The organism is Streptomyces sp. NPDC051173, assembly GCF_040689515.1.
Taxonomy (GTDB): Bacteria; Actinomycetota; Actinomycetes; order Streptomycetales; family Streptomycetaceae; genus Streptomyces.
This window is the reverse complement of sequence record NZ_JBFBBD010000056.1, coordinates 1-16808: the sequence shown is the minus strand read 5'-3', so window position 1 is coordinate 16808 and position 16808 is coordinate 1. Positions and strand designations below refer to the sequence as shown.

Here is a 16808-nt window from a genome sequence, read left to right as displayed (position 1 = left end):
GGCCCCTCCGCAGTCCTGCCTAGAGGCTTTCGCCGCCCAGGTGGTGGACGCGGACCATGTTGGTCGTGCCCGGGATGCCGGGGGGCGAGCCGGCGGTGATGATCATCGTGTCGCCCTTGCCGTAGCGCTTGAGCTTCAGCAGCTCCGCGTCGACCAGGTCGACCATCGCGTCGGTGTTGTCGACGTGCGGCACGACGTAGGTCTCGACGCCCCAGCTCAGCGTGAGCTGGTTGCGGGTGGAGGCGTCCGTGGTGAAGGCCAGGATCGGCTGGGCCGCGCGGTAGCGGGACAGCCGGCGGGCCGTGTCACCGGACTTGGTGAAGGCGACCAGCGACTTCGCGCCGAGGAAGTCGGCGATCTCGCAGGCGGCACGGGCGACGGCGCCGCCCTGCGTGCGCGGCTTCTTGCCCGGGACGAGCGGCTGGAGGCCCTTGGAGAGGAGCTCCTCCTCGGCCGCCTCGACGATGCGGGACATCGTCTTGACCGTCTCGATCGGGTAGGCGCCGACGCTGGACTCGGCCGACAGCATGACCGCGTCCGCGCCGTCCAGGATCGCGTTGGCGACGTCGGACGCCTCGGCGCGGGTCGGCCGCGAGTTGGTGATCATCGACTCCATCATCTGGGTCGCGACGATCACCGGCTTGGCGTTGCGGCGGCACATCTCGATGAGGCGCTTCTGCACCATCGGGACCTTCTCCAGCGGATACTCCACCGCGAGGTCACCACGGGCCACCATCACGCCGTCGAACGCCATGACGACGCCCTCCATGTTGGCGACGGCCTGCGGCTTCTCGACCTTGGCGATGACCGGCACCCGGCGGCCGACCTCGTCCATGACGCGGTGCACGTCGAGGACGTCCTTGGCGTCGCGGACGAAGGACAGCGCGACCATGTCGCAGCCCATCGCGAGGGCGAACTTCAGGTCCTCGATGTCCTTCTCGGACAGCGCCGGGACGTTGACCGCCGCGCCGGGCAGGTTGATGCCCTTGTGGTCGGAGATCACACCGCCCTCGATGACGATCGTCCGGACCCGCGGGCCCTCGACCTCGGTGACCCGGAGCTCGACGTTGCCGTCGTTGATCAGGATCTGGTCGCCCTTGGAGACGTCGCCGGGCAGGCCCTTGTAGGTCGTGCCGCAGATCGTCCGGTCGCCCGGGACGTCCTCGGTGGTGATGATGAACTCGTCGCCGCGCACCAGCTCCACGGGACCGTCCGCGAAGGTCTCCAGGCGGATCTTCGGGCCCTGGAGGTCGGCCAGGACGCCGACCGCGCGGCCGGTCTCCTCGACGGCCTTACGGAGGCGGTGGTACCGCTCCTCGTGCTCCGAGTGGGTCCCGTGGCTCATGTTGAAACGGGCCACATTCATACCCGCCTCGATCAGCGTCTTCAGCTGGTCGAAGGAGTCGACGGCGGGGCCCAGGGTGCAGACGATTTTGGAACGGCGCATGGGGCAGATCCTATCGGTTTGTTTCGGAGCGGAATATTCGAGCTGTGGGAAAGGCCAAGTGCTGGCCGGTGATCAAGCGCTGACCAGGGCGTACGACTGGGTGGCGATCTCCAGCTCCTCATCGGTGGGCACGACGGCGACGGCCACCCGGGCGTAGCCGGGGGAGATCAGCCGCGGCTCGTCCGCCCGGACGGCGTTGAGGTCGGTGTCCACGGCCAGGCCGAGCTCCTCCAGGCCCGCCACGGCGGCCTCCCGGACGGGGGCGGCGTTCTCGCCCACACCGGCGGTGAAGGCCACCGCGTCGACCTTGCCGAGAACGGCGTAGTACGCGCCGATGTACTTCTTCAGCCGGTGCACGTAGATGTCGAAGGCCAGAGCCGCCTTCTCGTCGCCCGCGTCGATGCGCCGGCGGATCTCGCGCATGTCGTTGTCGCCGCACAGACCGATCAGACCGCTCTTCTTGTTGAGGAGCGAGTCGATCTCGTCGACGGACATGCCGGCGTTGCGCGCCAGGTGGAAGATCACCGCCGGGTCCAGGTCGCCCGAGCGGGTGCCCATGACCAGGCCCTCCAGCGGGGTCAGGCCCATCGAGGTGTCCACGCAGCGGCCGCCGCGGACCGCGGAGGCGGAGGCGCCGTTGCCCAGGTGCAGCACGATCACGTTGACCTCGGACGGGTCCTTGCCGAGCAGCTTGGCCGTCTCGCGCGCGACGTACGCGTGCGAAGTGCCGTGGAAGCCGTAGCGGCGGATGCGGTGCGCGTCGGCGGTCTCCACGTCGATCGCGTAGCGCGCGGCCGACTCCGGCATCGTGGTGTGGAAGGCCGTGTCGAAGACCGCGACCTGCGGCAGGTCCGGGCGCAGCGCCTGGGCCGTGCGGATGCCGGTGATGTTGGCCGGGTTGTGCAGCGGGGCGACCGGGATCAGCCGCTCGATCTCCGCCACGACCTCCTCGGTGATCACGGTCGGCTCGGTGAACTTCTTGCCGCCGTGCACGACCCGGTGACCGATCGCGGCCAGCTCCGGCGAGTCCAGCCCCAGCCCGTCCGCGGCCAGCTCCTCGGCCACCGCGTTCAGCGCGGCCTCGTGGTCGGCGATCGGCTGCTCGCGCTCGCGCTTCGCGCCGCCCGTCGCGAGGGGCGTGTGCGCCAGCCGGGAGGTCTCCTCACCGATGCGCTCGACCAGGCCCACGGCCAGCCGGGTGCGGTCGGCCATGTCGAGCAGCTGGTACTTGACCGACGAGGAGCCGGAGTTGAGGACGAGGACACGCGTGGGGTTGGCAGTCATGAAGGCTTTCCGGGTCGTGGGGTGTGGGGGGTCTCGCGGGGCTGTCGGTACGGGGGCCGCCGCGGCCCCCGTACCGACAGTAACGGGCGTCAGGGGCGCTGCTCGCCCTGTGCCTGGATGGCGGTGATCGCGACGGTGTTCACGATGTCCTGGACCAGCGCGCCGCGCGACAGGTCGTTGACCGGCTTGCGCAGGCCCTGGAGGACCGGGCCGACCGCGACGGCGCCCGCGGAGCGCTGCACGGCCTTGTAGGTGTTGTTGCCGGTGTTGAGGTCCGGGAAGATCAGCACGGTGGCCCGGCCCGCGACCTCGGAGTCCGGGAGCTTGGTCGCGGCGACCGCGGCGTCCACCGCGGCGTCGTACTGGATCGGGCCCTCGACCAGCAGGTCCGGGCGGCGCTCGCGCACCAGCTCGGTCGCCTTGCGGACCTTGTCGACGTCGGCGCCGGAGCCGGAGGTGCCGGTGGAGTACGACAGCATCGCGATCCGCGGCTCCACGCCGAACTGCGCGGCCGTCGTCGCGGACTGGATGGCGATGTCCGCGAGCTGCTCGGCGTTCGGGTCCGGGTTGACCGCGCAGTCGCCGTAGACGAGCACCCGGTCGGCCAGGCACATGAAGAAGACCGAGGAGACGATCTGCGCGCCCGGCGCCGTCTTGATGATCTCGAAGGCGGGGCGGATGGTCGCCGCGGTCGAGTGCACCGCGCCCGAGACCATGCCGTCGGCCAGGCCCTCCTGGACCATCAGCGTGCCGAAGTAGGACACGTCGGCGACGACGTCGTGGGCCAGCTCCACGGTCATGCCCTTGTGGGCGCGCGCCTGCGCGTAGAGCTCGGCGAAGCGCTCGCGCAGCGGCGAGTTCTGCGGGTCGACGAGCTGCGCGTCGGCCAGGTCGATGCCCAGCTCGCCGGCGCGCTTGCGGATCGCGTCCTCCTCGCCCAGCAGCGTGAGGTCGCAGACGTCGCGGCGCAGCAGCACGTCCGCGGCGCGCAGCACGCGCTCCTCGGTGCCCTCGGGCAGCACGACGCGGCGGCGGCCGGAGCGGGAGCGCTCGATCAGCTCGTGCTCGAACATCATCGGGGTGACGCGGCTGGAGCGGGCGACGGAGATACGGTTCGTCAGCTCCGCGGTGTCCACGTGCCGTTCGAAGAGGCCGAGGGCCGTCTCCGACTTGCGCGGCGAGGCGGCGTTGAGCTTGCCCTCGATCGCGAACAGCTCCTGGGCCGTCGGGAAGGAACCGCCCGGCACCGAGATCACCGGTGTGCCCGGGGCCAGCCGGCCCGCCAGCGCCAGGATGTCCGGGCCCGGCCGCTCGTCCAGCGTCAGCAGCACGCCGGCTATCGGCGGGGCGCCGGCGCTGTGCGCGGCCAGTGCGCCGATGATCAGGTCCGTGCGGTCGCCCGGGGTCACCACCAGGCAGCCCTCGGTCAGAGCCGGCAGGAACGCCGGGAGCATCGCGCCGCCGAAGACGAAGTCGCGGGCGTCGCGGTTGAGGCCGGAGTCGTCGCCCAGCAGTACCTCGGCGCCCAGCTTGCGGACGATCTGCGCCACGGTCGGCGCCGACAGCGACGCGTCCTCGGGCAGCGCGTAACAGGGGACCGGCAGGCTCGCCGCGAGCCGCCCGGCGACGGCCGTGCGGTCCGCCGGGGCCACCCGGTTGACGACGAGCGCGACGACGTCGCAGCCCAGCGCCTCGTACGCGCGGTAGGCGTTGCGCGCCTCGGCCCGTACGGACTCGGCGTCCTGGTCCTGGCCGCCGACGACCGTGATCACGGAGGCGCCGAACTCGTTCGCCAGGCGCGCGTTGAGCGCCAGCTCGTCGGGGAGGTTGGAGCCCGCGTAGTCGGTGCCGAGCACCAGCACGTACTCGTGCTGCCGGGCGACCGCCAGGAAGCGCTCGACGAGGGCGGCCACCAGCTCGTCCGTGCCCCGCTCGGCCTGGAGGGCCGACGCCTCGCCGTAGGAGAGGCCGTACACGCTCTCCGGCGACTGGCTCAGCCGGTAGCGCGAGCGCAGCAGCTCGAAGAGGCGGTCGGGGCCGTCACCGTGGACGAGCGGGCGGAAGACACCCACCCGGTCGACATGGCGGGTCAGGAGCTCCATGACTCCCAGCTCGATGACCTGGCGGCCGTCGCCCCGATCGGTCCCGGTCACGTACACGCTGCGCGTCACGCGTGCTCTCCTTGCTCCATCGCCGTGTTTATGCGGTAAAAAAATACCCGATATGGTGGGCTTGCCCTCTTGACAATACCTGCGCCCGTGGATAAGGCGCGCGTCAACAGGTGGTTAACAGGGTGCGGGCGGGGGTGCGTCACTACCTCCCGGCCCATGAAACAATCGGTTCGGCTCACATGTACCAGTAGCGAGCAGGAGACACAGCCAGATGCGCATCGGAGTCCTCACCGCAGGCGGCGACTGCCCCGGCCTGAACGCTGTCATCCGCTCGGTGGTGCACCGCGCGGTCGTCGGCCACAACGACGAGGTGATCGGCTTCGAGGACGGCTTCAAGGGCCTGCTCGAAGGCCGCCACCGCAAGCTCGACCTCGACGCGGTCAGCGGCATCCTCGCCCGTGGCGGCACCATCCTCGGCTCCTCCCGCCTGGAGCGCGCGCGGCTGCGCGAGGCGTGCGAGAGCTCCAAGGAGCTCGCCCGCGACCTCGGCATCGACGTCCTCATCCCCATCGGCGGCGAGGGCACGCTCACCGCGTCCAAGATGCTCTCCGACGCGGGCCTGCCCGTCGTCGGCGTGCCGAAGACCATCGACAACGACATCTCCTCCACCGACCGCACCTTCGGCTTCGACACCGCCGTCGGCGTCGCCACCGAGGCCATCGACCGGCTGAAGACCACCGCCGAGTCGCACCAGCGCGTCATGGTCGTCGAGGTCATGGGCCGCCACGCCGGCTGGATCGCCCTGGAGTCCGGCATGGCCGGCGGCGCCCACGGCATCTGCCTGCCGGAGCGCCCCTTCGACGTCGCCGACCTGGTCGCCATGGTCGAGGAGCGCTTCGCCCGCGGCAAGAAGTTCGCCGTCATCTGCGTCGCCGAGGGCGCCCACCCGGCGGAGGGCTCCATGGACTACGCCAAGGGCGCCATAGACCAGTTCGGCCACGAGCGCTTCGCCGGCATCGGCACGAAGCTCGCCGCCGAGCTGGAGAACCGCCTCGGCAAGGAGGCCCGCCCGGTCATCCTCGGCCACGTCCAGCGCGGCGGCACCCCCACCGCGTACGACCGCGTCCTCGCCACCCGCTTCGGCTGGCACGCGGTCGAGGCCGCCCACCGCGGCGACTTCGGCAAGATGACCGCGCTCCGCGGCACGAACATCACGATGGTCCCGCTGGCGGACGCGGTCACCGAGCTGAAGCGGGTGCCGGAGAGCCGCATGGACGAGGCGGAGTCGGTTTTCTAGGCCCTTCTCCGCCACGGACCTTGGACGCCGGTCGGGCTGGACCATTCCAGCCGGACCGGCGTTCGTGCGTTTTCCGTGGGGGGAGCGGCGCGGTGCCGGAATGCGGTTCGTTCCGGTGCCGTCGCAGGCGCAGGTCGACCGCGATCGCTTCGCGGTACGTACCGAGACGGAGCGCGGTGGCGCGGGCGAGAGTGAGCCGTGCGCGCACCTCGCCCGGCTCGTAGGCCACGATTCCCCACTGCCGCACTTGCGCCGTCAAGGCGACGGCGGGATGTTCTCCCGATTCACCGAACACGCCGAGGAGTTGTGGGATCGGGGGGTGCCGGTGGGGGTGCGTGCGGGGCGGTGAGCGCCAGCGCTCATCCAGCGGTGAGCTCGAAGCGCTGCTGGAACGGCGATGTGTTGCGCGCTGCCGGGCAGTATCCAGCTCATCCGTCGAAGGAGCGCATCAACCCTGAAGGCGGGCAGGTGAACTGCGGGCTGTGCGCGACGGCCGGTGATGATCTGATGGTCGGGCTCGTCGCGCGCGCCATCGGCAAGCCGGTCCGGATCGAGCCGATCAGCCGCGAGGAGGAGCTCGGACGCACGGCACGGTTCGTGGGCCCCGCCATCGCCGAGGTCCTGATCGCGTACCGCGCGGAGAGCGACGGCGTGCCGGTCGCGGTGCACGACGGCGTGGGCGAGGTCACCGGGCGGCCCGCCCTCCCCTTCGCGCAGTGGGCAGAGGACCACGCGGCCGGCTTCCGGTGATCCGTCGACGGCGGGCCCGCGCGGAAAGTGGGTACTAACCGGGAGGTACGTACAGCCGGTCCGCGTACGGAGGCGCCATGCCACCCCCGCTCAGCCGCCGCACCCGTCAACGACTCGCCGCCGACGCCGCGTTGCTCGCCGTCGCCGTCGCGTTCGCCGTACCGCTCGTCTGGCTGGTCCTGGCGTCCGTCGACGACGGCGCCGGGCTGCGGGTGCGGGTTCCGGACAGACCCACCTCGGCCAATTTCTCCGCGGTGATGACCGAGGAGATCACCTTCCGGCCGATGCTCAACGGCCTGCTCCTGTGCGGCACGGCCACAGCGCTCACCATGGTGTGCGCGGCGCTCGCCGCCTACCCGCTGTCGCGCTTCCGGTCGCGCTTCAGCCGGCCGTACCTGATGACCGTGCTGTTCACGACCTGCCTGCCGATCACGGCGGTCATGGTGCCGGTCTACGGGCTGTTCGTACGGATCGACCTCATCGACACCGTCTACGGCACCGCGCTGTTCATGGCCGCCGCCCAACTGCCCTTCGCGATCTGGCTGATGAAGAACTTCATGGACGGCGTCCCGGCCGTCCTGGAGGAGGCCGCCTGGACGGACGGCGCGAGCCGGCTCCAGGCGCTGGTGCGGGTCATCCTGCCGCTGATGGGGCCCGGGGTGGCCGTCGTGGCGATCTACAGCTTCATCATGCTCTGGGGCAACTTCTTCGTGCCCTTCATGCTGCTGCTCTCGCCCGACCAACTCCCGGCGTCCGTCAGCATCTTCACGTTCTTCGGCAACTACGACCAGGTGGCGTACGGGCAGCTCGCCGCGTTCTCGATCCTCTACTCGACGCCGGTGATCCTGCTCTACACGCTGATCTCCCGGCGGCTCGGCGGCGGCTTCGCGCTGGGCGGTGCGGTCAAGGGCTGACGGGGCCGGTGCCGGGCGCGTCCCGTGGGCGGGCACAGAAGAACCCCGCCGTCTGTCCGCTGACGGCGGGGCTCCCCTCCGGTGAGGAACCGGCCCTGGATGTCCCCCGTGGATCCAGGGCCGTGCCCGAGCACGGCGGCGGGCCTGTCCCGAAAGAGCTGTGGGGAGGACCCTCGCCTTGACTGCGGACAAGCAGAACGGTACTAACGGGGCCACCTGTCGGCTACTCGTCAAACGCGGCTCCTGGCCGGAGAACGCGGGACTCCCGAGGAACGCCTGATGACCGAACCCCGAGTGGGGCCCGAAGCCCCCGGCAACATGCGCACGCTCGTACTCAGCAACGATCTCGATCAGACCCGCGAGATCATCAGCTCCGCCTACAGCCCCTACCAGCTCAGCGTTCTCGGCGACCCCAAGGAGTTCTCCGCGTGGTACGCCGAGGGCAGCTTCCCCGGCGTCACCGTGTCCGGCCTCCAGTACGGGGCCGAGACCCTGGTGGCGCCCCAGCCGCTCGACTCCTACCTCCTCGTCTGCAAGCTCGTCCGGGGCCAGGTGAAGGTGATCTCCCCCGGGCGGGACGAACGGGTCGTGGGGACCGGCGAGACCTATGTGCTCGACCCCTACCGCCAGTTCAAGGTGCACTGGGCGCCCGGGGCGCGGATGACGACCCTCCGCCTCTCCCGGGAGACCGTGGAGCAGGCCGCCGCCGACGCGCTCGGCGTGGAGGGCCCGTTACGCGCCCGCTTCGGCCTCGGTGGCCCCGTCTCCCCGGGCGCCGCCCGCAGCTGGGCCGGCATCTCCAACGCCGTGCACCGCGAGATCCTCGGCGAGGGCATCGCCCGCACGAGCCCGCTGATCGCCGCCCATCTGACCGAGATGGCCGCCGCCCTGCTCATGGAGTCCTACCGGCTGGTCACCGACGGCGTGGACGCCCAGCGGCCCGGCGTCGTCGGCCACGCGGCTGTACGCCGCGCCATGGCCCTCGCCGAGGAACGCCCCGACCAGCCGCTGACCCTCACCGACCTGGCCCGCGCGGGCCGCGTCAGCCCACGCGCCCTCCAGGAGGCGTTCCGCCGCCACCTCGACACGACTCCTCTCGGCTACCTCCGCGAGATCCGTCTGGGCCGGGCCCACGAGGATCTGGTGGCGGGGCGGGGGCGTCCGGATGTGACGGTGGCTGAGGTGGCTTATCGGTGGGGGTTCGGGAATTTGGGGCGGTTCGCGGCGGTCTATCGTGAGCGGTTTGGGGTGGCGCCGTCTCGTACGTTGCGGGGGTGAGGGTGTTGTCTGCGGGTCCGTCTGCCGCCGGGCTGGGGTGGTGGCTGGGCTGGGTGCGGGTGCGTTGTGCCTGGGGTGGGTTCGCCCTTCGGGCGTGGCCTCAATCGCCGGCCGGGCTGGGTGTGTGGCTGGGCCGGGGGTGTGACCTCCGGGCTGAGGACCTGGAACGCGGTGCGTGGCGCCGTCAGGCGCATTGCGCACCGTGACAACGCACCGCGTTCCAGAACCCCACCCTCCGGCCCCACCCCCTCCGCCGGTGGGTGACATCAAGGCCGGTGGCGTCTTCCTTTGCCGCCTGGCACGTCTTTCATTCCAGCCGGGCGCGCCGTTCTTTCCTTTTCCGCCGGGTGCGCGAAATCCAGCCCGTTGGGGGCACCTCCCAGCGGTAGCTGGGGGAGTTTGAGGACGCGCCCGTTGGGGGCACCTCCCAGCGGTAGCTGGGGGAGCTCCCGCCGCAGGCGGCAACGGACCGGTGGTTCGGGGTCTGGGGCAGCGCCCCAGTTCCGGGAAGGGGCGGGGTAGGGGAAGAAGCCCGCCGCAGGCGCCGACCAACCCGCAGCCGGGGGCCTGGGGCACGTGCCCCCGCGCGGCGGAGCCGCACATCAGATGCAGCCGGGGAGGGGCGGGGCTGGGGAAGAAGCCCGCCGCAGGCGCCAGCCGACCCGTACCCCACCTCAGGATGACCTCGTACATCTCCGGTACTACGGCCACCAAGCCGTCTCGCCCTTTTGGCCGCCCCCGGAAACGAGCCGTACGGCTGAGGCCCTCCCACCCCCCGCCACCCAGAATTGGAGGAGTTGATTCCGGCCATTGCGGGCCCGCAATCCGCACGCCGTACCCCGTACCCGTACCCCCCGACCCCCTCCGGAGGAGCCCCCGTGTCGCACGCGGCCGCTTTCCCCATCGGCGCCCATCCCGTCACTCCCGCCCGCGTGGCCGCCCGTGCCACCGGCCTGAGCAAGGTCTACGGGCAGGGCGAGACCGAGGTGCGCGCGCTGGACGCCGTCTCCGTGGAGTTCCGGCGCGGCGAGTTCACCGCGATCATGGGGCCCTCCGGCTCCGGCAAGTCGACGCTGATGCACTGCATGGCGGGGCTCGACTCGGTCTCCTCCGGTTCCGCGCAGATCGGTGACGTCGAGCTCGCGTCGCTCGGTGACCGGCAGCTGACCAGGCTCCGCCGGGACAGGATCGGCTTCGTCTTCCAGGCGTTCAACCTTCTCCCGACGCTGACCGCGCTGGAGAACATCACCCTGCCCATGGACATCGCGGGCCGTAAGCCGGACGCCCAGTGGCTCAACAAGGTCGTCGACACCGTCGGCCTCTCCGGGCGGCTCACGCACCGGCCGAGCCAGCTGTCCGGCGGGCAGCAGCAGCGCGTGGCCGTGGCCCGCGCGCTCGCCGCGCAGCCCGAGATCATCTTCGCGGACGAGCCGACCGGCAACCTCGACTCGCGCTCCGGCTCCGAACTCCTCGGATTCCTCCAGGAGTCGGTGCGCGCCCTCCAGCAGACGGTCGTCATGGTCACCCACGACCCGGTCGCCGCCTCCTACGCCGACCGCGTGGTCTTCCTCGCCGACGGCCGCCTCGTCGACGAGATGCGCGAACCGACGGCCGAAGCCGTGCTCGATCGAATGAAGCGGTTCGAAGCCAAGGGCCGTACGAGCTGAGGCCGGCTCCCACCGCTCCGTACGCCCACCCCTTCCGCTCCGGACCAGGACCGACCATGTTCCGCACCGCCCTGCGCAACCTCCTCGCGCACAAGACCCGGCTGATGATGACCGCGCTCGCGGTCCTCCTCGGCACCGCCTTCGTCTCCGGCACGCTCGTCTTCAGCGACTCCGTCGGCAGCGCGTTCCGCGACAAGACGGCCAAGAGCCTCGACGACGTCGCCGTCTCCGTGACCCCCGGCCGCCCCGGCACCGACTCCGAGGGCGTCCTCGACGCGCGGGTGGTCGACAAGGTCCGCGGGCTGCCCGGCGTCACCTCCGTACGCCCCTCCGTCCACGGCGTCGTCACCGTCGCCGACAAGCACGACAACCCCGCGGGCAGCGAGTGGGGCAGCTCCGGTGCCAACTACGTGCCCGGCAAGGACGGCAAGGACAGCCGCTATCCGCTGAAGTCCGGCCATGGGCCCGCGTCCGCCGACGAGATCGTCCTCGACACCAGGACCGCGGAGAAGACCGGCGCGAAGCTCGGCGACACCGTGCGGTTCGCGATCGACGGGCCGGTCATGACCAAGAAGCTGGTCGGCACGGTCGGGACGGACGACCCGCGGGTGAGCGCGGGCGGCAGCCTCGTCCTCTTCGACACCGCCACCGCGCAGAAACTCCTCGGCAAGCCGGGCGAGTTCGGCGAACTCGTCGTCTCCGCCGCCCCCGGCAGCGACCAGAACGCGCTGACCCGCGAGGTCAGGGCCGCCCTGCCCGCCGGCTTCGAGGCGCAGAGCGGCAAGGAGCTGGCCGCGCAGCAGTCGAAGGCCATCGACCGGGAGACCAGCTCGATCCGGAAGACGCTCCTCGTCTTCGCCGGGATCTCGCTCTTCGTCGGCGTCTTCATCATCGCCAACACCTTCACCATGCTCATCGCCCAGCGCACCCGGGAGATCGCGCTGCTGCGCGCGGTGGGCGCCTCGCGCCGGCAGGTCGTGCGGTCCGTGCTGGTCGAAGCGGGCCTGCTGGGTCTGGTCGCCTCCGCCGCGGGCTTCGTCCTCGGCCTCGGCATAGCCGTCGGCCTGCGGTCCGTGCTCAACGCGAGCGGCGCCCAACTCCCCGACGGGCCCCTCGTCGTGGAGCCCACCGCCGCCGCGTCCGCCCTCGGCGTCGGCTTCCTGGTGACCGTGCTCGCCGCCTGGCTCCCCTCCCGCAAGGCCGCGCGGATCGCGCCCGTCGAGGCCCTCGCCGCGGTCGACCAGGCGCCCGCGACCCGCGGCCTCGTCGTACGCAACGCCCTCGGCGCCGTCCTCACCGCCCTCGGTGTGGCCACCATGCTGTACGTCACCACCCTGCGCGACAGCGGCGGACTCTCCATCGCCATGGCGGGCTCCGCGCTCACCCTCGCGGGCGTGATCGTGCTGGCGCCGCTGCTCTCCCGCCCGTTCGTCGCCCTCTTCGGCAAGGTGACCGGCCGGCTGACCGGCGTCAGCGGCAAGCTCGCCAAGGAGAACGCGCTGCGCAACCCGCGCCGCACCGCCGCGACCGCCTCCGCGCTGATGATCGGGCTCACCCTGATCACGGGCCTGACGGTGACCGCGGTCTCGGCCGATCAGGGCGTGGACCGGATGGGCAAGCAGGACCTGACGGCCGACTACAAGGTCAGCTCCACCAGCTACGTCGGCCTCTCGCCCGACGTCGCCGAGAAGCTCGCCGAACAGCCCGGTGTCGCGGCCGCGGTCCCGCTGCGCATGACCGGCTTCCAGTCGAACGGCGAGCCCACCGGCATCCAGACCGGCGACCTCGCCGCCCTCGGCAAGATCACCGACCTGCGCGTGACCAGCGGCTCCCTCGCCGACGTACGCGGCAAGGACACCGTCGCGGTCTCCCAGCCGTACGCCGAGAAGCACGGCCTGAAGACCGGCTCCACCCTGCCGATGGAGTTCTACCGCGGCGGCACCGCGAAGCCGCGCGTCGTCGCGGTCTACGCCGAGAACGACGTGCTCGTCGAGACCCTCGCCGCCCCCGCCCTCGTGGACCCCCTCTTCGACCGCGTGCGCGACGACGCCGTCTACCTCAAGGCCGCCCCCGGCCAGGCCGGCGAGCTGCCCGCCGAGGTCAAGAAGGCGATGGGCGGCAACCCCGTCATCAAGGTCGAGAGCCAGGACGACCTGCGCCGCGAGTCCGCGGGCAGCATCGACTCCGTCCTCTACCTGCTCTACGGGCTGCTCGGCATGGCCGTGGTCATCGCCGTCATCGGCGTCGTCAACACCCTGGCCATGTCGGTCTTCGAGCGCACCCGCGAGATCGGCATGCTCCGCGCGATCGGCCTCGCCCGCACGGGCGTCAAGCGGATGGTCCGCCTGGAGTCCGTCATGATCGCGATGTTCGGCGCGGTGCTAGGTGTCGGCGTCGGCATCTTCCTGGCCTGGTCCGGCGGCCACATCCTCCGCTCGTCTTTCCCCCAGTACGAGATGGTCGTCCCCTGGGCGCGGATCGGGATCTTCCTGCTCCTGGCACTGGCGGTGGGCATCCTGGCCGCGGTGTGGCCGGCGCGACGGGCTTCGCGGCTGAACGTCCTGGAGTCGATCGGGGCGCAGTAGCGCTCGGCTCCTGTCGGACGGGCTCGAGATCGCGCGCTATTGGGCGCGGGACTCGGGCCCGTCGGGCGTTTGTACTTGTGGTGCTGGTCGCCAACACTGGTCTGTGTCGCATGACTTCACCGCTGGCGGCCGCTCCAGTCGCGGTCAGTCCGGCTGTCGCCACCGCTGTCCGGGCGTCCCGATGATCGGACGCCCCCACGGCGTGTCGAGTGCCCTGTCGGGCAACGGCATCCTCAAAGGGGCGTAAGCCGTGTGGCGTTGCATCCCGCATGCCGCGCAACGATCGATCCCGTGCGAGCTCGACCAGCCCCTCGCGTGGGCACAGCGACGAATCACGAGCCGTCCTACGGCAATTCGGGTCGCGGCGGCCGTGTCGCGCGCCGATCGCGCCGGGGCGAGGGTCGTCATGAGTGGACCAACCGTTTGTGACGGACGAATTCGAGGTCCAGTGCCTTCGCTTCCGCGTGGTGGCCGAGGCGCGTGGCACCGTAGTACCGGGTGCGGAGTTCGGCGCAGCGCAGACACCACTGGTTGAGGCGTGCGGGTGCGGGACACCCTTCTTCTTGCTTCCGGTTGGTCACGAGCGCGCCTCCAACTGGCCTCGCTCGCGGTGGTTGGATCGCGCGACGAGGCCGGGTCGATGTGGATACGCTTAGCGAACAGGGGATCACCGCACGTGGCTACGGCTCTGGGAGCGGCGCGGCAGGGAAAGCGGTGAAAGATCATCCAGCGAGGGGTGAAGGGCATGGTACGGAAACGGGAGCGCAACGTCCGGCTCGCTGCCCTGATCACCGAGGCGAACTGCTCGCACACACAATTGGCGGCTGCCTTCGTGAGGGTGGCGCTGGAGAACAACGCCCGTGAGTTCGCAGGGGTGGCACGCTCGCACATTTCGCACTGGGTCTGCGGGACCAGGCCGTCAGGCCGGGCGCCGGCGTTGTTGTGCGAGACGCTCTCCCGTCGTCTGGGCCGAATTGTGACACCGGAGGAAATCGGGCTGGCGGCCGAGCCGGATTCGCCGAGCGGGGCGGACTGGTGTACGGATACGCTGGCGGCGCTGGCCGATCTCGGGAGCGTCGACTTGGACTTGGAACGCAGAACGCTGCTGGGCGCCACCGCGTATTCGGTGGCCGGGCTCGCGCTCCCCGGTGATGCGTGGTGGCAGCGCATGGCCGAGCGCGGCACGGGCCGCAGTGCGGTCGGAGCGCACCGTGTCGGGCGCGGCGACCTGGAGACCGTACGCGACATGGTCGCTGTCTTCTCCCGTATGGATCAGCGACGCGGAGGCGGGCACGGGCACACAGCCGTGGTGCAGTACCTCGTGTCGGACGTCGCCGGGTGTCTGTCCGGGACGTTCGTCGACGGGCGGGTCCGTCGTGGCATGTTCTCGGCAGCCAGCGAACTCACCTACCTGGCAGGCTGGATGGCCTTCGACAATGCCGAGCACTCCATTGCTCAGCGATATTTCACCCTCGCCGTGAAGCTCGCCGCGGAAGCCGATGACGCTCCGATGGCCGGGCACGTCCTGCGGGCCATGGCCCATCAGGCGCTCGACGTGGGCCACCCCCGGAGCGCCTTGGACCTCGCGACCGCTTCCGTGGACGGCAAGCGGTATATCGGGGCCACCCCACGAGAGCGCGCTCTGCTCGGTGTTGTCCACGCCCGTGGCCTCGCGGCTGTGGGGGAGAAGACGGCCGCTGCGTCCGCGCTGCTGCGCGCGGAGGACGACCTCGCTTCGGCGCGCCTCGGCGATGACGAGCCGAGACGGGCCTTCTTCTTCCAGGAGGCGAGCCTCGCGCATGAGACGGCCTGCGCCCTGCGTGATTCCGGTGACGTCCAAGGGGCGGAGCGCGAGTTCCGGCGCAGCGTGCGAACGCGGAAGGTAGCGGCATTCACACGAACCCATGCCGTGACCCTCGGATACCTCGGATCGGTTCAGCTGGTGCAAGGGAATTTCGAAGAGGCGCGTGCCACGTGGTCACGTGCGCTCGACACCATGGACGGCGTGCGCTCGGGTCGCACTCGACGGACAGCGTGGGATATCCGGACCGGACTCTCCCCGTTCCGTAGACGAGGAATGCGGGAAGCAGCCGAACTCGATGCCCGAGCAAGGGCCTACCTGGAAGAAAGGCAGACATGACAGGTCAGGCAATTCAGGTCGTTCCCGTCGCGCATGTGGTCGGCGGGCGCGTGGAACCCACGGACGACTACTGGGGCGGCACGCAGGCGATCATCCGTATCGACGGCGACCGTTTCCCTCCTCAGGCCACGCGAGGGCTCGACGAGTTCTCGCACCTTGAGATCGTCTTCCACTTCCACCTCACGGACCCTGCCGACCTCAACCTCGCCGCGCGCCGTCCGCGCGACAACCCGGACTGGCCGGAAGTCGGCACCTTCGGACACCGGAACATGCGCCGCTTCAATCGCCTCGGTGTGTCCCGGTGCCGCCTGCTCAAGGTCGACGGACTCGATCTGCACGTCGAGGATCTCGACGCCGTGGACGGCACTCCGGTGATCGACATCAAGCCCTGGTTCGAGGAAATGGGACCGAGGGGCGAAGTGCGTCAGCCGGCCTGGACGGGCGAGATGCTCAGCTCGTACTTCGCGACGGGCTGACCTGTGCCCCGCACCGACCACTACGACGACCCCCGCGCCCCCGTCCCCAACTCTCTCGTCGTCGCTGCGGCGGCCGTTGTCGTCGACGAGCACGGGCGCGTGCTGATGCAGCGGCGGGCCGACAGCAGGCTGTGGGCGTTGCCCGGCGGTGGCATGGAGATGACCGACTCGCTGCCCGGCGCGGCAGTGCGGGAGGTCAAGGAGGAGACCGGCTTCGATGTCGAGATCACGGGGCTCGTCGGGACGTACACGGACCCGCGCCACGTCATCGCCTACAGCGACGGGGAGGTGCGCAGGCAGTTCGCCGTTGTCTTCACAGCGCGCATCGTCGGAGGAGCACTGGCCGGCTCCGACGAGTCCACGGAGGTCCGCTTCGTCACCCCGGACGAGCTTGAGGATCTCCCGATGCACCACACGCAGCGGCTCCGGCTCCGGCACTGGCGGGAGGGGCGTGGGCAGCCGTATTTGGCGTAGGTCAGGCTGTCTGCCGGGGTGTCGCGGGTCTCTCGCCGGACCTGAACCGTCACGAATGCGATGACGTCACCACCGGCCTTCTGCAGCGGCTGATCCCGGACCACTACAGCGCACTGCCGAGTGCGCTACCGTGTGAGGAGAAGCCCGCCGCAGACGGCCAACGTGACTGCGACGGGCAGCCGAAATAGGTGGGCTGTCGGGGCCTAATGGCTATAGGCCCCGCCGGTCACACCTTGCCGATCGTCACCCAGACGAGCCCGATGATGGCCACCAGCAGTTCTACCCAAGGGGTTACCGGGTCTCTTGCAGAAAGCCCCGGCGTTCATGCCGGGGATGAATGCATCTCAGGACTGCTCTGACGTGCACCTCAGAGCGGACGTTTTTG

The 16808-nt window shown here is 70.6% G+C and carries 13 protein-coding genes and 1 pseudogene; 10 read left to right on the top strand and 4 right to left on the bottom strand.

All coding sequences use genetic code 11. The annotated features are described in order from the left end of the window. Positions 1-19: 19 nt before the first annotated feature. The 3 genes from pyk to pta all read right to left on the bottom strand — a co-directional run bounded on the left by pyk (position 20) and on the right by pta (position 4902). Positions 20-1447: a pyruvate kinase gene (gene pyk / locus AB0435_RS24880; protein WP_366003792.1), complete on the bottom strand. Its 1428-nt coding sequence runs from the start codon at positions 1445-1447 to the stop codon at positions 20-22. 72 nt (positions 1448-1519) lie between these two features. Next, a complete protein-coding gene (locus tag AB0435_RS24875; protein WP_366427986.1) occupies positions 1520-2731 on the bottom strand; it encodes an acetate kinase in 1212 nt (403 codons plus the stop codon). An 89-nt stretch (positions 2732-2820) separates the two neighbouring features. After that, on the bottom strand, positions 2821-4902 hold the full coding sequence (pta, locus tag AB0435_RS24870) for a phosphate acetyltransferase (RefSeq protein ID WP_366003790.1): 2082 nt from the start codon (positions 4900-4902) through the stop codon (positions 2821-2823). A gap of 211 nt (positions 4903-5113) precedes the next feature. On the opposite strand from pta, the gene AB0435_RS24865 reads away from it, so the two are divergent. The 7 genes and pseudogenes from AB0435_RS24865 (at position 5114) to AB0435_RS24835 (ending at position 13333) form a co-directional block, all read left to right on the top strand. Then, positions 5114-6139: an ATP-dependent 6-phosphofructokinase gene (locus AB0435_RS24865; protein ID WP_366003789.1), complete on the top strand. Its 1026-nt coding sequence runs from the start codon at positions 5114-5116 to the stop codon at positions 6137-6139. A 205-nt stretch (positions 6140-6344) separates the two neighbouring features. Continuing rightward, positions 6345-6488: pseudogene (locus AB0435_RS24860) on the top strand (XRE family transcriptional regulator); the annotation flags it as partial. Between the two features lie 20 nt (positions 6489-6508). Then, positions 6509-6889: a hypothetical protein gene (locus AB0435_RS24855; RefSeq protein WP_366427985.1), complete on the top strand. Its 381-nt coding sequence runs from the start codon at positions 6509-6511 to the stop codon at positions 6887-6889. Positions 6890-6966: 77 nt separating this feature from the next. Beyond that, positions 6967-7803 carry a carbohydrate ABC transporter permease gene (locus tag AB0435_RS24850; RefSeq protein WP_366427984.1) on the top strand — a complete coding sequence of 279 codons (837 nt, stop codon included), beginning with the start codon at positions 6967-6969 and terminating at the stop codon, positions 7801-7803. Positions 7804-8082: 279 nt separating this feature from the next. Beyond that, positions 8083-9081 carry an AraC family transcriptional regulator gene (locus AB0435_RS24845; protein WP_366003785.1) on the top strand — a complete coding sequence of 333 codons (999 nt, stop codon included), beginning with the start codon at positions 8083-8085 and terminating at the stop codon, positions 9079-9081. Positions 9082-9959: 878 nt separating this feature from the next. Then, positions 9960-10748: an ABC transporter ATP-binding protein gene (locus AB0435_RS24840; RefSeq protein WP_366003784.1), complete on the top strand. Its 789-nt coding sequence runs from the start codon at positions 9960-9962 to the stop codon at positions 10746-10748. A 56-nt stretch (positions 10749-10804) separates the two neighbouring features. Further along, on the top strand, positions 10805-13333 hold the full coding sequence (locus tag AB0435_RS24835) for an FtsX-like permease family protein (RefSeq protein WP_366427983.1): 2529 nt from the start codon (positions 10805-10807) through the stop codon (positions 13331-13333). A 144-nt stretch (positions 13334-13477) separates the two neighbouring features. Here AB0435_RS24835 and AB0435_RS24830 read toward each other — a convergent pair whose 3' ends face one another. Next, positions 13478-13741 (bottom strand): DUF6255 family natural product biosynthesis protein, encoded by a 264-nt coding sequence (locus AB0435_RS24830; RefSeq protein ID WP_366427982.1) that lies wholly within the window; start codon positions 13739-13741, stop codon positions 13478-13480. A 337-nt stretch (positions 13742-14078) separates the two neighbouring features. Here AB0435_RS24830 and AB0435_RS24825 point away from each other — a divergent pair, with 337 nt between their 5' ends. From AB0435_RS24825 to AB0435_RS24815, 3 genes are read left to right on the top strand one after another with little or no spacing between them, the layout of a single operon-like run. Further along, positions 14079-15473 carry a Tat pathway signal protein gene (locus AB0435_RS24825; protein ID WP_366003808.1) on the top strand — a complete coding sequence of 465 codons (1395 nt, stop codon included), beginning with the start codon at positions 14079-14081 and terminating at the stop codon, positions 15471-15473. After that, positions 15470-15949, top strand: coding sequence for an SAM-dependent methyltransferase (locus AB0435_RS24820; RefSeq protein WP_366003781.1), 480 nt, complete (start codon positions 15470-15472; stop codon positions 15947-15949). Before AB0435_RS24825 ends, AB0435_RS24820 begins: the two co-directional genes overlap by 4 nt. Before the next feature lie 3 nt (positions 15950-15952). Further along, a complete protein-coding gene (locus AB0435_RS24815) occupies positions 15953-16423 on the top strand; it encodes an NUDIX domain-containing protein (protein WP_366427981.1) in 471 nt (156 codons plus the stop codon). Positions 16424-16808: the final 385 nt, after the last annotated feature.

Coding starts and splice junctions, on each gene's coding strand:
- AB0435_RS24820 (WP_366003781.1), top strand. CDS start 15,470: ATGACAGGTCAGGCAATTCAGGTCGTTCCCGTCGCGCATGTGGTCGGC.
- AB0435_RS24830 (WP_366427982.1), bottom strand. CDS start 13,741: ATGACGACCCTCGCCCCGGCGCGATCGGCGCGCGACACGGCCGCCGCG.
- AB0435_RS24845 (WP_366003785.1), top strand. CDS start 8,083: ATGACCGAACCCCGAGTGGGGCCCGAAGCCCCCGGCAACATGCGCACG.
- AB0435_RS24850 (WP_366427984.1), top strand. CDS start 6,967: ATGCCACCCCCGCTCAGCCGCCGCACCCGTCAACGACTCGCCGCCGAC.
- AB0435_RS24835 (WP_366427983.1), top strand. CDS start 10,805: ATGTTCCGCACCGCCCTGCGCAACCTCCTCGCGCACAAGACCCGGCTG.
- AB0435_RS24875 (WP_366427986.1), bottom strand. CDS start 2,731: ATGACTGCCAACCCCACGCGTGTCCTCGTCCTCAACTCCGGCTCCTCG.
- AB0435_RS24825 (WP_366003808.1), top strand. CDS start 14,079: ATGGTACGGAAACGGGAGCGCAACGTCCGGCTCGCTGCCCTGATCACC.
- AB0435_RS24865 (WP_366003789.1), top strand. CDS start 5,114: ATGCGCATCGGAGTCCTCACCGCAGGCGGCGACTGCCCCGGCCTGAAC.
- pyk (WP_366003792.1), bottom strand. CDS start 1,447: ATGCGCCGTTCCAAAATCGTCTGCACCCTGGGCCCCGCCGTCGACTCC.